Origin of the sequence: Fontibacillus forbon, from assembly GCF_046559655.1 — a bacterium.
In the GTDB taxonomy this organism is placed as follows: domain Bacteria; phylum Bacillota; class Bacilli; order Paenibacillales; family Paenibacillaceae; genus Fontibacillus.
This window is the reverse complement of sequence record NZ_JBKGFV010000006.1, coordinates 36,992-53,397: the sequence shown is the minus strand read 5'-3', so window position 1 is coordinate 53,397 and position 16,406 is coordinate 36,992. Positions and strand designations below refer to the sequence as shown.

The following is a 16,406-nucleotide window of genomic DNA, read 5'->3' as shown; positions in this document are numbered from 1 at the left end:
ATCGGTTAAAAATGGAGGCGGGAAGATGGCCAGGAAATCAAGAAAAGTGACGATCGTCGGGTCAGGTCTCGTCGGGGCGGCTTGCGCATATTCGATGATCAACCAGTCCATCTGCGATGAGATCATTATGGTGGACCGAACCTATGACCGTGCGGTGGCCCAGGCGCTGGACTTGTCGCATTGCATGGACTTTACTTCCAACAGAACGAAAGTCCATGCCGGTTATCTGGAGGATTGCAAGGATGTGGACGTAGTCGTGCTGACCGCCGGAGCCAATCCAAAGCCGGGGCAGACGAGGCTGGATGTTCTGGAGGACGCGGAAAAAATCACCACGGACATCGTGACCCGGATCATGAGCAGCGGCTTTGACGGCGTGTTCGTCGTGGCGGCGAATCCGGTGGATATCGTGACTTACATTGTGCGCGAGGTTTCCGGATTTCCGCGTCATAAAGTGATCGGCACAGGAACCTCCCTGGACTCGGCGCGTTTGAAAACGCTGCTGTCCGACGTTTTCTCCATCGACCCCCGCAGCGTAAACGGGTATGCGTTAGGAGAGCACGGGGAATCTCAATTTGTAGCCTGGTCCCACGTGACGATCGGCGGGAAGCCGGTGCTACAAATCCTCGATCAGCATAAGGAACGATTTAAAGATGTAGATTTGAACGAGATCGCGCGCAAAACGAAGGATGCGGGATGGGAGATTTTTACCCGGAAGGGCAATACCCAGTTTGGAATCGGAAACGCGCTTGCCTACATCGTTCGTTCGATTCTCAATGACGAGCATAAAATTATCGCTATCTCCGTCATCCTCGAAGGCGAGTACGGACAAAGCGGCGTTTGCACCGGCGTCCCGGCCATCATCGGAGAAGGCGGCATCCAGGAAGTGGTGGAGCTCAACCTGAATGAAGAGGAACAGCGAAAATTCGATGAATCCTGCTCCATATTGCGAAGCGCGATCCAGGGTCTTCCCGGGAAAGCGGTTTGAGTGACAAAAAGCAGCTGCCGATTGGAAATATCCAACAGGCAGCTGCTTTTTAGAGTGACTCTGCACGTGGGATACTCGCGCTCCTGCGCGAGACTCCGCTGGGCCACTCCCGCTAATCGCGGGAGGCCTCGCTCCGACGAACCCCCAAAGGGGTTCTCATCCTCAGAGACGCAAAAAGCTCTCCGGAAAGGAGAGCTTTTGACTTATACGTCCCAGGAGGGATACTCGTGCTCCTGCGCGAGACTCCGCTGGGCCACTCCCGCTAATCGCGGGAGGCCTCGCTCCGACGAACCCCCAAAGGGGTTCTCATCCTCAGAGACGCAAAAAGCTCTCAGGAAGGAGAGCTTTTAACTTATACGTCCCAGGAGGGATTCGAACCCCCGACCGACGGCTTAGAAGGCCGTTGCTCTATCCAGCTGAGCTACTGGGACATGAAAAATAAAAAAACAGAAGCAAAAAATATATTATCATAGCTAGTTAGAATTCGCAACAGATTTTTTGCAGGGCGCTGAATCCGGTTGATGCGGACTCCGATTTTTTGTCTTCTATACTCTCTATGCTATAATCTCTGATGAATTAGACCGGAAGAAAGGAGGTGCCCTTATTAGCGAACATCATCAGAGCGAGAAGGACAACCTTGTTTTATTTCCCAAAACATTGGATTTTTATCAGATAGAGCTAACGAGAATGCTGGAGACGGAGCGTTACGGCGAAGCTTCGGAGCTCCTGAAATTTTTACTGCAATGCCAAGGGCAGGACCCTAGACTATACGAGGAATGGCAGGCGCTGTTGGATTGGCTGACAGACGCTTTTCCCCTGCTGCAGGGGAGCGGATCGGGCAGTGACGAGGATGAAGAAGTTGGCGAGGAAGACATGGCTAGACAGCATGTGGAGGCCAAGCTCGCTGAAGATAGCAATTATGCCGACAAACTGCTTCATGCCGTTATGGATAAGCCGATGTCTGAACAGACTTTTCTGGCGCTGGAACAACTCGCCTACCTGGATCGGCCGGAGGTCGACGATGAACTGATCGGCTGGCTGCACCGCATGGAGATACATCCTCTGCTTCAATATCGGGTATTGCAAATTTTGCGGCGCCGGGGAACCCAAGGTTTGATACAATTTTTCCGTTCGGGTGAACATGTGGAAATTGAAATAGAGTCGGTGCCGATCAAACCGGAGGAATTTCCCCAGTCCGTTCAAACCGTTTTGGAGCGGGTGGGGAATCAGACCCAGGTTCACGATCCGACGTTGTTTTATTTTGCCCAGGAACTTTGGACCCAATTTGTGATGGCGATTTACGGAACGAACGATTACAAATCGCTGCTTGGCGAAGAGGAGGCCATGATCGATATTTGGGCGGCGGCGCTGCATCAAATGGTGGCCGACAGTCTGCCCGGGGGAATAAGCGATGAGGAGATCCGCAGCCTCTACGGGATTACGGACAGTCTGCGTCTCCGTTACGAGCAAGCATACCGCTCTATGCGCCAATTCGTTGCTGCAGGAGTGAACGGGTAGTATTTTTATAAAAAGGCTAGATTGCTGTAAGAGTGGTTTCGAGCGGCTCTTGTAAAAAAAAGTTTTGTTGTTTATAATATAATGGTTATTCTGAACGTGGACTAAGGACAGCTATACTGGAACCAAGGTAGCTGCTTTTATCGCGCGATTCGGTTTCAGTATTTTAAGTATATGTGAAATTTGGAGGGGAAGGCATAAAATGAAAGCAACTTGGGAAAAAATAGAGAAGAACCTCGGCGTTCTTGAGGTTGAAGTGGAAGCGGAACGTGTATCCGCTGCACTGGATAAAGCTTTTCAAAAAGTAGTCAAGAAAGTAAACGTACCTGGTTTCCGTAAAGGTAAAGTACCTCGGGGTATTTTCGAATCCCGTTTCGGTGTTGAAAGCTTGTACCAAGACGCCATCGATATTTTGCTTCCTGAAGTTTATACTGAAGCGGTTGATCAAACCGATATTTTCCCGGTAGACCGCCCGGAAGTGGACGTTGAGCAATTCGCTAAAGGACAACCTTTCAAGTTTAAAGCTAAAGTAACGGTAAAACCTGAAGTGAAGCTTGGCGATTACAAAGGAATCGAAGTTCCTGCAACTGACGTTGAAGTCAGCGAAGACGAACTGAACGAAGAGCTTACCCGTATGCAAGAGCGTCATGCTGAACTCGTTGTTATCGATGAGGAAGCCGCGCAAAACGGTGACACGGTTGTGATCGACTTTGACGGTTCGGTAGACGGCGTTCCATTTGAAGGCGGCAAAGCGGAGCGTTATTCGCTCGAGCTCGGCAGCAATACGTTCATTCCTGGTTTCGAAGAACAAGTAGTCGGTCTCGCAACTGGCGACTTCAAGGACGTAACCGTTACGTTCCCTGAAACTTACCATGCTGAAGAACTGGCAGGTAAAGAAGCGGTATTTAAAGTGAAGGTTCACGAAATCAAACGCAAACAACTTCCTGAATTGGACGACGAGTTTGCTAAAGACGTTAGTGAATTCGACACGTTGAATGAGTATAAGGAAGACTTGAAGAAACAACTGGAATCCCGCAAGCAAAAAGAAGGCGAAGCGGAACGCGAAAGAGTTCTCGTCGATAAAGTCGGCGAAAGTGCAGAAGTTGAAATTCCGCAAGCTATGGTCGACAGCGAAGTTCAAAACATGGTTCGCGATTTCGATAACCGTCTTCGCGCTCAAGGCATGAACCTGGACATGTTCCTCGGTTTCTCCGGCCAAAGTATCGATGACTTGAAAGAACAGATGAAGGGTGACGCCGAGAAACGCGTTCGCAACAATCTGGTTCTTGAGCAAATCGCTAAAGCTGAGAAAATCGAAGCTACGGAAGAAGAAATCAATAAAGAGCTTCAGGATATGGCTGACGCTTACAAACGCAGCACTGAAGAAATCCGTAACATCCTTGCTGCAAACGGCTCGCTCGGCAGCTTGAATGAAGACGTGCTTCTCCGTAAAACGATTCAGTTCCTGCTTGAAAACTCCAAGGAAGTTCCAGCCGTAAAAGCTGAGAAATCCGAAGAATCCAGCAAGCCGGCTGCCAAAAAGACGACCAAAAAAGCAGCAGCTAAAGCCGAACCAAAAGCAGAGGCTGAAGAAGCTGTAACCGAAGATAAACAAGACGAAGAATAATCATCGTCTTTTCGCCTAAGAGATTCACGGGCGCATAACACATTGCAAATGTTAAGGCACGTATACAAAAATGCGTGCCTTAATTTTTCACTTTTCGACATACATTTATTTCCAAAATTAATCGGGACAATCCATCGGTTACATATTGTGTTTTCGAGGACATAAACTGTAATGTGTGAAAAATGACATGCGCGTTTGAACGTGATAGAATATTGTAGGGCGCAGGAAAATTGATAAGGAAAAGAGGTTGGTCACATGAGTCTGGTACCTATGGTCGTAGAACAAACAAACCGGGGAGAACGGTCTTACGATATCTATTCGAGACTGCTCAAGGATCGCATTATTTTTCTCAGCAACGCGATTGACGATGACGTAGCCAATCTCGTGATCGCCCAACTGCTGTTTTTGGCAGCGGAAGATCCGGAAAAGGACATTCATCTGTACATCAACTCGCCGGGTGGTTCTGTTACAGCCGGGATGGGTATATATGATACGATGCAATATATCAAACCCGATGTGTCAACGATCTGCGTGGGAATGGCTGCCAGCATGGGGTCGCTTTTGCTTACTGCAGGTGCACCGGGCAAGCGTTTTGCGCTTCCGAACAGCGAAGTGATGATTCATCAGCCTTTGGGAGGAATCTCGGGGCAGGCAGCGGATATTAAAATTCATGCCGATTGGATTATCAAGACGCGGGAGAAACTGAATCAAATCTATGTGGACCGGACGGGTCAACCCCTTGAAAAAATTCAGCGCGATACGGATCGCGATTTCTTCATGAGCGCGGAAGAGGCTAAGGCCTACGGGATTATCGACCAGGTCATCAACAAGCCCATTAAATCTTAAAGGGGTGTTTACATGTTTAAATTCAACGATGAAAAAGGACAATTAAAATGCTCGTTCTGCGGCAAATCGCAGGAACAAGTCCGCAAGCTCGTTGCCGGACCGGGCGTTTATATATGCGACGAATGTATCGAATTGTGCACGGAAATCGTGGAGGAGGAGCTCGGACATGAAGAAGAGCTCGATCTGAAAGAAATTCCGAAGCCAAAGGAAATTCGCGATATTTTGGATCAATACGTAATCGGGCAGGAACAAGCGAAAAAATCGTTATCCGTGGCCGTCTACAACCACTACAAACGGGTTAATACGCAAAGCAAAATTGAAGACGTCGAATTGCAAAAGAGTAACATCCTCCTGCTTGGGCCTACGGGCTCCGGTAAGACGCTGTTAGCGCAGACGATGGCTAAAATTTTGAATGTGCCGTTTGCGATTGCGGATGCGACTTCTCTTACGGAAGCCGGTTATGTCGGTGAAGACGTGGAAAATATTTTGCTGAAGCTGATCCAAGCTGCTGACTATGATGTGGAAAAAGCGGAACGCGGCATCATTTATATCGATGAAATCGATAAAGTGGCGCGCAAATCGGAAAACCCGTCCATTACGCGCGACGTTTCCGGTGAAGGCGTTCAGCAAGCTCTCTTGAAAATTCTGGAAGGCACGGTGGCTTCCGTTCCTCCTCAAGGCGGACGTAAGCATCCTCATCAAGAATTCATTCAAATCGATACGACGAACATTTTGTTTATCTGCGGCGGTGCTTTTGACGGGCTGGAGCAGATGATCAAACGCCGGATCGGCAAAAAGGTGATCGGTTTCAACGCGGTCAGCGATGGACAAAAGGATTTGAAACCGGGCGAATACTTGTCGATGGTACTGCCGGAAGACCTGTTGAAATTCGGATTGATTCCGGAATTTGTCGGCCGTCTGCCAGTCATCTCTACATTGGAGCCTTTGGACGAGAAGACTTTGGTCCGCATTCTGGCCGAGCCGAAGAACGCCTTGGTGAAGCAGTACCAAAAACTGCTTGAACTGGACAATGTGACTCTCCAGTTTGAACCGAAAGCGCTCGAGGCTATCGCTCGCGAAGCGATTAAACGGAATACCGGCGCTCGCGGACTTCGCGCCATCATTGAAGGCATCATGCTTGATGTGATGTATGAAGTTCCTTCCCGAGACGACATCACGGATTGCGTTATTACCGAGAAAGTCGTTCTGGAGAAAACGATACCCGAACTGGAAGACAAGAAGAGCAAGAAACAAGAAGAGAGCGCGTAAGGCTTTAAGCCATAACCGCTACAAAATAGATGCCGAAATCTCCATCTTTGCAGCAGAAAGGTCCCTTGATGGGCCTTTCTTTGCAGGGGTGGAGCTTTGGCGTTATGGGGGAGACCTAAAATGTTCTTGAGACAAGATACGCGGCCGGTCAAGGTCGGGAATCTGACGATCGGCGGCAGCAATGAAGTGATCATTCAGAGCATGTGTACGACCAAAACGGCGGATGTCGCCGCTACGGTTGCCGAAATTCACCGGCTGGAAGAAGCCGGATGTCAATTGGTGCGTGTGACGGTCAACAATGAAGAAGCGGCTGCGGCCATCAAGGAAATCAAGAAGCAGATTCATATTCCACTCGTCGCCGACATTCATTTCAATTACAAATTGGCTCTCATGGCCATTGAAAATGGTATCGATAAGGTCCGGATTAATCCGGGCAATATCGGCCGCCGCGAAAAGGTGGAGGCCGTGGTTAAGGCTTGTAAAGAGCGCGGGATTCCGATCCGCATCGGCGTTAACGCCGGTTCCTTGGAAAACCATCTGCTTGAGAAATACGGATATCCCACGCCTGAAGCGATGGTGGAAAGCGCCTTGTACCATATCGGTATTTTGGAGGAGCTGGATTTTCACGATATTATCGTTTCGTTGAAAGCTTCTGACGTGCCGATGGCTATTGCTGCTTACAGCAAGGCAGCAGAGGTAATTCCCTATCCGCTGCATTTGGGGATTACGGAAGCGGGTACGCTGTTCTCGGGTACGGTGAAAAGTGCTGCAGGGATCGGGGCGCTGCTCTCCATGGGTATTGGATCTACGCTGCGTATCTCGCTTAGCGCCGACCCGGTGGAAGAAGTAAAAGTGGCGCGGGAACTGTTGAAAACGTTCGGGTTAATTACCAATGCGGCAACGCTCGTTTCCTGCCCGACCTGCGGACGGCTTGATATCGATCTGTTCTCCATAGCCAATGAGGTGGAGGATTATATTTCGAATTTGAAGGTGCCGATTAAAGTTTCGGTCCTTGGCTGCGCCGTAAACGGTCCGGGTGAGGCTCGCGAAGCGGATATCGGAATTGCGGGAGCCAGAGGGGAAGGCCTTTTGTTCAGATATGGAGAAATGATCCGCAAAGTGCCGGAAGCCGAATTGCTGTCCGAACTGAAAAAGGAAATCGACCACATTGTCGAGGTCTTCGAAGCGACCGGGGAGATTCCCGGGCGCAAGGAGCATCGTCCTACTGCCGCAAGATAATGTCTGCAAGCGCAAGCGTGAAAATTGGATGAACAAGCCTGAGGCGTAGCCTCGGGCTTTTTTGTACTTTTAAGATATCCCCGTTTTATGATGGAGCGAAAAGGCTATACTACCAAGTATCAGTCAAAGTGGGGAGGCTCTGTGACATGGAACTGAATGTGATTCTGATGTCCGTCCAATTGTTTTTTGCCGTTGTCGTCGGTTTGTATTTCTGGAACCAGCTGCGTAGCCAGAAGGGAAACCGTACGGCCGTTGATCGCGAATCTCGTAAGGAGATGGAGAAGTTGCGCAAGCTGCGGGCAGTGTCGCTTACCAAGCCGCTTGCGGAGCGGACGCGGCCGGCTTCACTGACCGATATCGTAGGTCAGAAAGATGGGCTTCGCGCGTTAAAAGCGGCGCTGTGCAGCGCCAATCCGCAGCACGTGATCATTTACGGGCCCCCGGGGGTCGGTAAAACGGCGGCTGCGCGGGTTGTGATGGAAGAGGCCAAGAAGAATCCGGCCTCACCGTTTAAAGCCGATGCGAAGTTTATGGAGATCGATGCGACGATCGCCAGGTTTGATGAGCGCGGCATTGCGGATCCTTTAATCGGATCGGTCCATGATCCGATCTACCAGGGGGCCGGAGCCATGGGCGTCGCGGGCATCCCGCAGCCGAAGCCGGGGGCGGTGACGAAAGCGCATGGCGGGATCCTGTTCATCGACGAGATCGGCGAACTTCATTCGATCCAGATGAATAAGCTGCTGAAGGTGCTGGAAGACCGTAAAGTGTACCTGGAGAGCGCCTATTACAATTCGGAAGATACCGGAACGCCGGCGTATATTCACGATATTTTCCAAAATGGGCTGCCGGCGGATTTCAGGCTTGTAGGCGCGACCACGCGGTCACCACAAGAAATCCCGCCAGCACTTCGTTCGCGCTGCATGGAGATTTATTTCCGGCCGCTGCTTCCCGAAGAAATCGCGCAGATCGCCGATGATGCGGTGAAACGGATCGGCTTCCAGCCTTGTCCGGAAGCCGTTGACGTCATTAAAAAATATGCGACAAACGGCCGCGAGGCGGTTAATATGGTTCAGCTTGCCGCCGGTCTTGCCTTGACGGAGAAACGCGATCATCTGTTGGCCGCGGATCTGGAATGGGTGGCGACCAGCAGCCAGCTGACGCCGCGCCCGGACCGCAAAATTCCGTCTCAGCCGGAAATTGGCGTGGTAAACGGGCTTGCGGTTTATGGCGCCAATATGGGAACGCTCCTAGAAATTGAAGCTACGGCGGTTCCCGTGGAAAAAGGAAAAGGAACCTATAACATCACCGGTGTAGTGGATGAAGAAGAGATCGGCGGCGGCAGCCGTACGCTGCGACGTAAAAGCATGGCGAAAGGTTCGGTCGAAAACGTTTTAACCGTCCTGAAGCGGATCGGTCTGGATCCATCCGGATATGACCTCCACATTAATTTCCCTGGCGGAACTCCGATAGACGGCCCGTCTGCCGGACTCGCGATTGCTACGGCAATCGCTTCGGCGATCAAACGCGTTGCCGTTGATCACCGTATCGCCATGACCGGCGAAATCGGAATCTACGGCAAAGTAAAACCGGTAGGCGGCGTTGTCGCTAAAGTGGAAGCCGCTTTTCAGGCGGGAGCAACGACCGTGCTGATTCCGAAGGACAATTGGCAAACCTTGTTCGAAGGTTTGGACGGCCTTCGCGTAATTCCTGTCGAGTCGGTGGGCGAAGTATTCCGCCACGTGTTCGGGGCCGAAGCCGAGAAGGATTTCGGACTCATCGCAGGCGGGGAACTCTTCGCACCCCCTCCTGCTCCGGCGCCCTTCCTTCATGCGGAATCACCTCCGCCCGGCGGTGTCATGTAACGGGATTTATCTTGGGCGGCTGCCATGCGAGCAGCCGCTCTTCATTGGTGTTTTCATGTAACATTTGCTAAAATAGGAATGATATCTTACGAGAACGTTTGGAGGTGCGAAAGCGATGGGACCCCATAAATCCAAAGGCCGTCGTTTTCCTTTGCTGCCTTTGCGCGGCCTTCTCGTCTACCCTAGTATGGTGCTGCATTTGGACGTAGGTCGGGAAAAGTCTGTAAAGGCGCTGGAAAAAGCGATGGTCGACGACAATTTGATTCTCCTCTGTTCTCAATCTGAAGTGAACATTGAAGAGCCGACCCAGGAAGACATTTTTCGAATAGGTACGGTAGCAAAGGTCCGGCAGATGCTGAAGCTACCCAACGGCACTATCCGCGTGCTGGTGGAGGGCATGGAACGTGCCGAGATCGTGGAATATTTGGATAATGAGGAATATTACGAGGTGATCGCGAAGGAGCGGCCGGAAGAAGATTACACCGACCCTGAAGTCGATGCGCTCATGCGCACGGTGCTTACCCAATTTGAACATTATATCAATTTATCCAAGAAGGTAACGCCCGAGACGCTAGCAGCGGTATCGGATATTGAGGAAGCGGGCAGGCTCGCGGATGTAATTACGAGTCACTTGTCGCTAAAAATCAAGGATAAACAGGAGATCCTGGAGACGATTGATGTCAGACAACGGCTTGAGAAGCTGCTCGATATTTTAAATAATGAGCGCGAAGTGCTCGAACTGGAGCGGAAAATCAGCCAGCGCGTCAAAAAGCAGATGGAAAAGACGCAGAAAGAGTACTATTTGCGCGAGCAAATGAAGGCGATCCAGAAAGAGCTTGGCGAGAAAGAAGGCCGCGCCGGCGAGGTGGAGGAGCTTCGGGCACAGCTTGAGGAGAAGAATCTGCCTGATAAAGTCCGCGAAAAGACGCAAAAAGAAATCGACCGGCTGGAGAAAATGCCATCTAGTTCTGCTGAGGGCGGAGTCATCCGCAATTATGTGGATTGGCTGCTCAGCTTGCCGTGGGACAACAAGACCGAGGATGACCTGGATTTGAGCAAAGCGGAGCAGGTGTTAAACGAGGATCATTACGGTCTGGATAAGCCGAAAGAACGCGTCCTGGAATATCTCGCCGTTCAGAAGCTGGTCAAAAAGTTGAAGGGACCGATTCTTTGTCTGGTGGGACCTCCAGGGGTCGGTAAAACCTCGCTCGCCCGTTCTATCGCTCGTTCGCTTGGGCGTGAATTTGTCCGGATCTCCCTTGGCGGTGTTCGCGATGAAGCCGAAATCCGGGGACACCGGCGCACCTATATAGGTGCGATGCCGGGCCGCATCATTCAAGGCATGAAGACGGCAGGAACGCTGAATCCGGTATTCCTGCTGGATGAGATCGATAAAATGGCTTCCGATTTTCGCGGAGATCCTTCCTCTGCACTGCTGGAAGTGCTGGATCCGGAACAGAATAACACGTTCAGCGATCATTTTATTGAAGTGCCGTTCGACTTGTCGAACGTCATGTTCGTCACGACGGCCAATGCGGTGCATAACATTCCGCGTCCGCTGCTCGACCGGATGGAAATGCTCTATATTCCTGGGTATACGGAATTGGAGAAGCTGCAAATCGCGACACGCTACCTGTTGCCGAAACAAAAACGGGAGCATGGCCTGGAGCCGGAGCAACTGGAACTCGGCGAAGAAGCTTTGCTGCGGACCATCCGGGAGTATACGCGGGAGTCCGGCGTACGGAATTTGGAACAGCAAGTCGCCGCGCTTTGCCGGAAAGCCGCCAAAAAGGTCGTTTCCGAAGGTTTGGAGCGCATCGAAATTCTGCCCGGGGACATCAAGGATTACCTGGGGGTTCCGAAATACCGCTACGGCGTAGCGGAACTGGAGGACCAGATCGGAACGGTGACCGGGCTTGCCTGGACCGAGGTGGGCGGAGAAACGCTCGTTATCGAGGTAACCGTTGTGCCGGGCAGCGGGAAGTTGATTTTAACCGGGAAGCTTGGGGACGTCATGAAGGAATCGGCGCAGGCAGCGTTCAGTTATACGCGGTCAAAGGCGTCGGAACTTGGAATAGCGACCGATTTTTATGAAAAGAACGATATTCATATCCACATTCCTGAAGGGGCTATCCCTAAAGACGGGCCTTCCGCGGGCATCACGATCGCAACCGCACTAATCTCCGCGCTGACTGGCCGCCATGTGTCCAAAGACGTAGCGATGACCGGGGAAATTACGCTGCGCGGCCGCGTGTTGCCAATCGGTGGACTGAAGGAAAAATCATTGGCCGCCCATCGGGCCGGCTACAAAAAAATACTGCTGCCGAAAGACAATGAGCGCGATTTGCGCGACATTCCGGACAGTGTGAAGGAAGACGTGGTTTTCGTGCCGGTGTCCCATATGGATCAGGTACTGGAGCATGCGCTTGTGGAACAGTCCGGGCTGCATTAGAGAGGATTGGAACGATGAAAATAACCAACGCAGAATTTGTGATCAGTGCCGTTGGCCCCAATCAATATCCTGAGGACGCCTTGCCGGAGATTGCCCTGGCAGGGCGTTCCAACGTGGGGAAGTCTTCGCTGATCAACCGCATGATCAACCGCAAAAATTTGGCCCGGACGAGCTCGACCCCCGGGAAAACCCAGCATTTGAACTATTACCGCATTAATGATGGGATCTACTTTGTCGATTTTCCGGGATACGGCTATGCCAAGGTATCGAAATCTCAACGCGAGGTATGGGGTAAAATGATCGAGAAGTATTTGCTGGAGCGGGAAACCCTTCAATTAGTACTGCTTGTGATCGATTTACGGCATCCGCCGTCCAAAGACGACGAATTGATGTACGATTGGCTGAAGCACTATGACCTGCCGGTCTGCGTCGTAGCTACAAAAGCCGATAAAATCCCGAAATCACGCTGGCAGAAACATCTGAAAATCATTAAGGAAGCGCTTGTCATGCGCGCCGGCGACCAGATCATCATGTTCTCTTCCGAGGAGGGCATGGGCAGAGACGAGCTGTGGGCCCATATTTCGCGATTTGCCTTTCCGGAAAGCCCGGAAGAGGCAGGGGAAAATATTAGAAAAAATTTGCCCGAATCGTTGGATAAAGAAGGGATTTGAAGAATGGTCGGCAGGAAAGTGAGCATGCAGGGGGAATTTTGCATCTAAAAACGGCTTAAACCGTTTTTTTCTGAAAAATGGCAGGATTTCACGTTTTAGCCGCTGAGCAAATAATTGAATGAGTAGTGTATAATTATTTTAAAGGATTGTTAAAAGAATTGAGGAGATTTTTATGGCTCAGCGGTTAGCCACAGAGTATGTTAATGCCAGTTTAAGTTTGTCGGAAGTTCAGATGTCGCAGTTTGTTCACAAAGTCTATGATCCACATGTCCGCCAGCGGGTGAAAGTGCTGGACAACGGCGGCCAAGTGGTGGTACTGGAGGATGACGGCGGGGAAGAAGTCCATCTGCCTTTTGACCGCAAGGACGGTTATTATGTCTGTGAATTGTCTTTCCGCTTGGAAACACCACATTTAACGAATGTTATGAGACTTTTGTTCGCTGCTTTCAAGGGCTCGGGAATGGTTACAAGAATTTATAACGGATTCATGATGATGTATTATTATCAAAATGGCCGGGTACGCAAAATCGTGGAATACTCTCGTGATTCGTACAAATTGGTGTTCGAATTCAAGGACACTTTGGGAGAACTTCAAAGAATCTACCGGAATAATGATGTGGAACGGGAGATTGAGTCGATTCACGTAAGCATCAATACCCTGCTCGACAAACGCATTATCGCCATGGACCCGGAAGCCGTGAACCTCATTGACGATGAACTCCGCGGCTGCACGCGCCGATTATTCGTACTGGAAGCATAGTAATTTCTAAATAGCAGCTTTAACCCGCCGATAAGGGTGACCATTCCTTTTCGGCGGGTTTTTTCCTTTTTTTAGAGATTATCTTTCCCTCACTGCTTACATTCGCGGTGCTTCTGTTAGTGACGCGGCTGTTGGGAAAAAAGCAGATCAGCCAATTGACTTTTTTTAATTACGTCACCGGAATTACCATCGGCTCCATCGCGGCCGATTTCACGGTGGATCAGGATATAACGGTTACCGAAGGAACGACTAGCTTGCTTGGATGGCGTTACTGACTTTTCTGGCCGGATACGTCAGCATGAATCAACAAGGGCGAGAGGTCGCATTGACGGGCAGCCTACGATCCTCATCAAGAATGGGGAAATTCTCGAAGAAGCTCTTCGTTCACGCCGGCTAAACATGGATGATTTACGAATGTTGCTTAGAGAAGAGAATACTTTTACCATTAAAGATGTAGAATACGCCATTCTGGAGCCGAACGGAAAACTCAGCGTGTTGAGCAAGCCGGAAAAGGAAACGGTCACGCGGGAAGACCTCCGTCTTCCTTCATCCCCGGGGAATAGGAGGATTCCCACCCAAGTTGTTTCCGACGGACGGATTATTTCCGGAAATCTCAAGGCGTTGAACTTGAATGTAACATGGCTCGAGCAGGAACTGTCCAAGGAGGGTGTCACTCCAGATCAAGTTTTCTATGCAGAAATCCAGGAGGACGGGTCGCTTTTTCTGGACGAATATCATGATTCTATTCACTGAAATTCCCGCAAAATGAGCACAACTGATCTATGAAAAGAATATTATTTACCTGGGAGCAAAAAAGTATTGCATTTGTCACCGAGAGATGTTATTTTTAATCTCGTTGAAAAGAATATAGGAACCAGGATTCACTCAGGACATGGAGATGTTGCGAGAGATTTTTCCCTCGGGAAGTGAATGACGTAGGTCCTAGCGGATGAAATTTTTTCAAACATTTTATTCCTAGGAAGGGGGAACCGGAAGATGGAATATTCAACTTTCGGAAGACACGTTGCTGTTGATACTTGGGGAGTCGACTTTGATGTACTGAACAACGCGGAGTTGCTGCAGGTTCATTTGGTGGAAGCCGCCGAAGCTTGCGGAGCTACGGTGATGTCCATTCAAGCCAAACAGTTTGAACCACAAGGTGCTACGGTGCTTGTTTTGCTGTCGGAGAGCCATCTCTCGATTCATACGTATCCTGAGAGAGGTTTTGCTGCGATCGATTGTTACACTTGCGGAGAGACTGTAGACCCACAAATGGCGATTGATTACCTGGTGACCGTTTTGCAACCTGAAAAATGCTATGCTAAGAAATTGATTCGCGGTTTGGGCGAACTTGAAGTGGTAACGCCTGAAATTAATCAAGTAGAGCTTGTTTAAAAGCGATTTTTATAACATAAGAAAAATGGGTAAACTAAGATAACCATGGAATTTTCCATGGTTATTTATTTTAGCTATGCGTCTTTACATTTCATAAATAATTCATAAAAAAATCATAGAAATTGCAAGGTAACGGACTACCCCTGTGATATAATTAACATAGTTTGTTTGCATATATTGCTGTGACATCTTTTTAGAGGCAGGTGAACTTGCAATGCACATTGTCGTAGTCGGGCTGAACTATCGGACGGCGCCTGTTGAAGTCAGGGAACGTTTTTCGTTTGCGGATAAAGATATGCCGCAAGCGTTACAGGAGCTTCTACGCACCAAAAGTGTATTGGAAGGCGTCATTATTGCTACCTGTAACCGGACTGAAATTTATGTGGTCGTAGATCGGTTGCATATGTGCGGGTATTTTATTCGTAGTTTTATGGAGAAATGGTTTGGGATTCCGCGTGAGGAGTTTACCAAACATTTATATATGTATGAGGATGAGCAAGCGGTACGTCATCTTTTCCGGGTATCCTGCGGATTGGACTCCATGGTGCTCGGCGAGACGCAAATTTTGGGTCAGGTCCGCAACGCATTCCTTCTGTCTCAAAGTGAAAAAGCGACCGGTCAGTGGTTTAATATGCTGTTTAAACAGGCAGTGACTCTGAGCAAACGGGCCCACTCGGAAACCGCGATTGGGGAAAGCGCCGTTTCCATCAGTTATGCGGCCGTTGAGCTGGGCAAGCGGATCTTTGGCAGCTTCAGCGGGAAAAGGGTGCTGATTCTGGGAGCCGGCAAGATGAGTGAATTGACCGCCAAACATTTGAGCGGCGCGGGAGCCGAAGAAGTGTTTGTCGCCAATCGAACCTTCGCACGGGCCCAAGAACTGGCTTCCAAATTCAGCGGGACTCCTTGCTCCATGCAGGAGGCGATGCAGCGGCTGGAGGAAGTGGACATTCTGATCAGCTCCACCGGCGCTGAAGGCTATGTCGTTACTTCATCGCAAGTGTCGCAAAGTATGAAGGGGCGTCCGAACCGCCCGTTATTCATGATCGACATCGCGGTTCCGCGGGATATCGATCCGGCGATTAGCGAATTACAGAATGTATTTCTATATGATATTGACGATCTTGAGGGTATTGTGGAGAGCAATATGGAGATGCGTCGGGGAGAAGCCTTGAAAATTGAGGATATGATTGAGGAAGAAATCGCGGCTTTCGGAAACTGGCTTCAGACGCTGGGGGTTAAACCCGTCATCCGCGCTTTGCAGGAGAAATCTTCATCGATTCACGAAAGCACGCTTGAAAGTATGTTCAACAAGCTTCCCGAGCTTGATGAGCGCCAGCGGAAAGTCATCCGCCGATTGACCAAAAGCATCGTGAACCAGATGATGCATGATCCGATTAACCGCATTAAGGAAATGGCGGGCGAGGAAAACGGAGCGGAAGCACTGAATTGGTTTACACAGATTTTCGCTTTGGAAGATCAATTGGAGATGCTGGCCGATTCCGGTAAGGAAAGCGGTGCTTCCCTTGAGATACCTCAATCTTCGGCGGATGAAAAGCAACCGCTGGAAGAAAAGCCGTCGCTGTCCCTGGTACAGGCATCGGTTTAGTTATATGCCCTGGGCTTACTGTTTCATCCGGGTACTGCAGAGTTTCTGCAGTCGGAGAGAGACTGTCGGCACGGGGCTTATTTCTATCGCTGGAAAAATGCTGGGGCGTACAGTATGCTATACACAATGACTAACGCGATATTTAGTTGAGAAGAGGCTTAGACCTGTTCGGTAGC

14 protein-coding genes and 1 tRNA gene are annotated in these 16,406 nt (G+C 50.1%); 14 read left to right on the top strand and 1 reads right to left on the bottom strand.

What is annotated here, in order from left to right; all coding sequences use genetic code 11:
* Positions 1–25 precede the first annotated feature (25 nt).
* A complete protein-coding gene (locus tag ACLB09_RS21330; protein WP_410771871.1) occupies positions 26–985 on the top strand; it encodes an L-lactate dehydrogenase in 960 nt (319 codons plus the stop codon).
* 357 nt (positions 986–1,342) lie between these two features.
* On the opposite strand, the gene ACLB09_RS21325 is transcribed toward ACLB09_RS21330, so the two are convergent.
* Positions 1,343–1,416: transfer RNA gene (locus tag ACLB09_RS21325), tRNA-Arg, on the bottom strand.
* Positions 1,417–1,672: 256 nt separating this feature from the next.
* Between ACLB09_RS21325 and ACLB09_RS21320 the strand changes: the two genes are divergently transcribed.
* The 13 genes from ACLB09_RS21320 (at position 1,673) to hemA (ending at position 16,230) form a co-directional block, all read left to right on the top strand.
* Complete coding sequence (locus tag ACLB09_RS21320) at positions 1,673–2,503, top strand: hypothetical protein (protein ID WP_410771870.1); 831 nt, start codon at positions 1,673–1,675, stop codon at positions 2,501–2,503.
* A 199-nt stretch (positions 2,504–2,702) separates the two neighbouring features.
* Complete coding sequence (tig, locus tag ACLB09_RS21315) at positions 2,703–4,127, top strand: trigger factor (RefSeq protein ID WP_410771869.1); 1,425 nt, start codon at positions 2,703–2,705, stop codon at positions 4,125–4,127.
* Between the two features lie 255 nt (positions 4,128–4,382).
* A complete protein-coding gene (gene clpP, locus ACLB09_RS21310) occupies positions 4,383–4,973 on the top strand; it encodes an ATP-dependent Clp endopeptidase proteolytic subunit ClpP (RefSeq protein WP_410771868.1) in 591 nt (196 codons plus the stop codon).
* A 12-nt stretch (positions 4,974–4,985) separates the two neighbouring features.
* Positions 4,986–6,242 (top strand): ATP-dependent protease ATP-binding subunit ClpX, encoded by a 1,257-nt coding sequence (gene clpX, locus ACLB09_RS21305; protein ID WP_410771867.1) that lies wholly within the window; start codon positions 4,986–4,988, stop codon positions 6,240–6,242.
* Positions 6,243–6,362: 120 nt separating this feature from the next.
* Complete coding sequence (ispG, locus tag ACLB09_RS21300; protein ID WP_410771866.1) at positions 6,363–7,481, top strand: flavodoxin-dependent (E)-4-hydroxy-3-methylbut-2-enyl-diphosphate synthase; 1,119 nt, start codon at positions 6,363–6,365, stop codon at positions 7,479–7,481.
* Between the two features lie 146 nt (positions 7,482–7,627).
* Positions 7,628–9,346, top strand: a complete 1,719-nt coding sequence (gene lonB / locus ACLB09_RS21295) for an ATP-dependent protease LonB (protein ID WP_410771865.1) — start codon at positions 7,628–7,630, stop codon at positions 9,344–9,346.
* Between the two features lie 115 nt (positions 9,347–9,461).
* Entirely contained in the window at positions 9,462–11,798 is a 2,337-nt protein-coding gene (gene lon / locus ACLB09_RS21290; RefSeq protein ID WP_410771864.1) for an endopeptidase La, read from the top strand.
* A gap of 14 nt (positions 11,799–11,812) precedes the next feature.
* A complete protein-coding gene (gene yihA, locus ACLB09_RS21285; RefSeq protein WP_410771863.1) occupies positions 11,813–12,469 on the top strand; it encodes a ribosome biogenesis GTP-binding protein YihA/YsxC in 657 nt (218 codons plus the stop codon).
* 172 nt (positions 12,470–12,641) lie between these two features.
* Positions 12,642–13,229 (top strand): non-ribosomal peptide synthetase module, encoded by a 588-nt coding sequence (locus ACLB09_RS21280; RefSeq protein WP_410771862.1) that lies wholly within the window; start codon positions 12,642–12,644, stop codon positions 13,227–13,229.
* A gap of 119 nt (positions 13,230–13,348) precedes the next feature.
* The gene (locus ACLB09_RS21275) at positions 13,349–13,504 is read left to right on the top strand and encodes a DUF421 domain-containing protein (RefSeq protein WP_410771861.1); all 156 of its coding nucleotides are present in this window, start codon (positions 13,349–13,351) and stop codon (positions 13,502–13,504) included.
* Positions 13,488–13,982 carry a DUF421 domain-containing protein gene (locus tag ACLB09_RS21270; RefSeq protein ID WP_410771860.1) on the top strand — a complete coding sequence of 165 codons (495 nt, stop codon included), beginning with the start codon at positions 13,488–13,490 and terminating at the stop codon, positions 13,980–13,982. The genes ACLB09_RS21275 and ACLB09_RS21270 overlap by 17 nt, the downstream gene beginning before the upstream one ends.
* A gap of 243 nt (positions 13,983–14,225) precedes the next feature.
* Complete coding sequence (speD, locus tag ACLB09_RS21265) at positions 14,226–14,624, top strand: adenosylmethionine decarboxylase (protein ID WP_410771859.1); 399 nt, start codon at positions 14,226–14,228, stop codon at positions 14,622–14,624.
* A gap of 214 nt (positions 14,625–14,838) precedes the next feature.
* The gene (gene hemA, locus ACLB09_RS21260; protein WP_410771858.1) at positions 14,839–16,230 is read left to right on the top strand and encodes a glutamyl-tRNA reductase; all 1,392 of its coding nucleotides are present in this window, start codon (positions 14,839–14,841) and stop codon (positions 16,228–16,230) included.
* Positions 16,231–16,406: the final 176 nt, after the last annotated feature.

Bases quoted from the DNA above. Each gene is read 5' to 3' on its own strand.
- lonB (WP_410771865.1), top strand. From the start codon at position 7,628: ATGGAACTGAATGTGATTCTGATGTCCGTCCAATTGTTTTTTGCCGTT.
- lon (WP_410771864.1), top strand. From the start codon at position 9,462: ATGGGACCCCATAAATCCAAAGGCCGTCGTTTTCCTTTGCTGCCTTTG.
- yihA (WP_410771863.1), top strand. From the start codon at position 11,813: ATGAAAATAACCAACGCAGAATTTGTGATCAGTGCCGTTGGCCCCAAT.
- ACLB09_RS21330 (WP_410771871.1), top strand. From the start codon at position 26: ATGGCCAGGAAATCAAGAAAAGTGACGATCGTCGGGTCAGGTCTCGTC.
- clpP (WP_410771868.1), top strand. From the start codon at position 4,383: ATGAGTCTGGTACCTATGGTCGTAGAACAAACAAACCGGGGAGAACGG.
- clpX (WP_410771867.1), top strand. From the start codon at position 4,986: ATGTTTAAATTCAACGATGAAAAAGGACAATTAAAATGCTCGTTCTGC.
- ACLB09_RS21280 (WP_410771862.1), top strand. From the start codon at position 12,642: ATGGCTCAGCGGTTAGCCACAGAGTATGTTAATGCCAGTTTAAGTTTG.
- ispG (WP_410771866.1), top strand. From the start codon at position 6,363: ATGTTCTTGAGACAAGATACGCGGCCGGTCAAGGTCGGGAATCTGACG.
- hemA (WP_410771858.1), top strand. From the start codon at position 14,839: ATGCACATTGTCGTAGTCGGGCTGAACTATCGGACGGCGCCTGTTGAA.
- tig (WP_410771869.1), top strand. From the start codon at position 2,703: ATGAAAGCAACTTGGGAAAAAATAGAGAAGAACCTCGGCGTTCTTGAG.
- ACLB09_RS21320 (WP_410771870.1), top strand. From the start codon at position 1,673: ATGCTGGAGACGGAGCGTTACGGCGAAGCTTCGGAGCTCCTGAAATTT.
- speD (WP_410771859.1), top strand. From the start codon at position 14,226: ATGGAATATTCAACTTTCGGAAGACACGTTGCTGTTGATACTTGGGGA.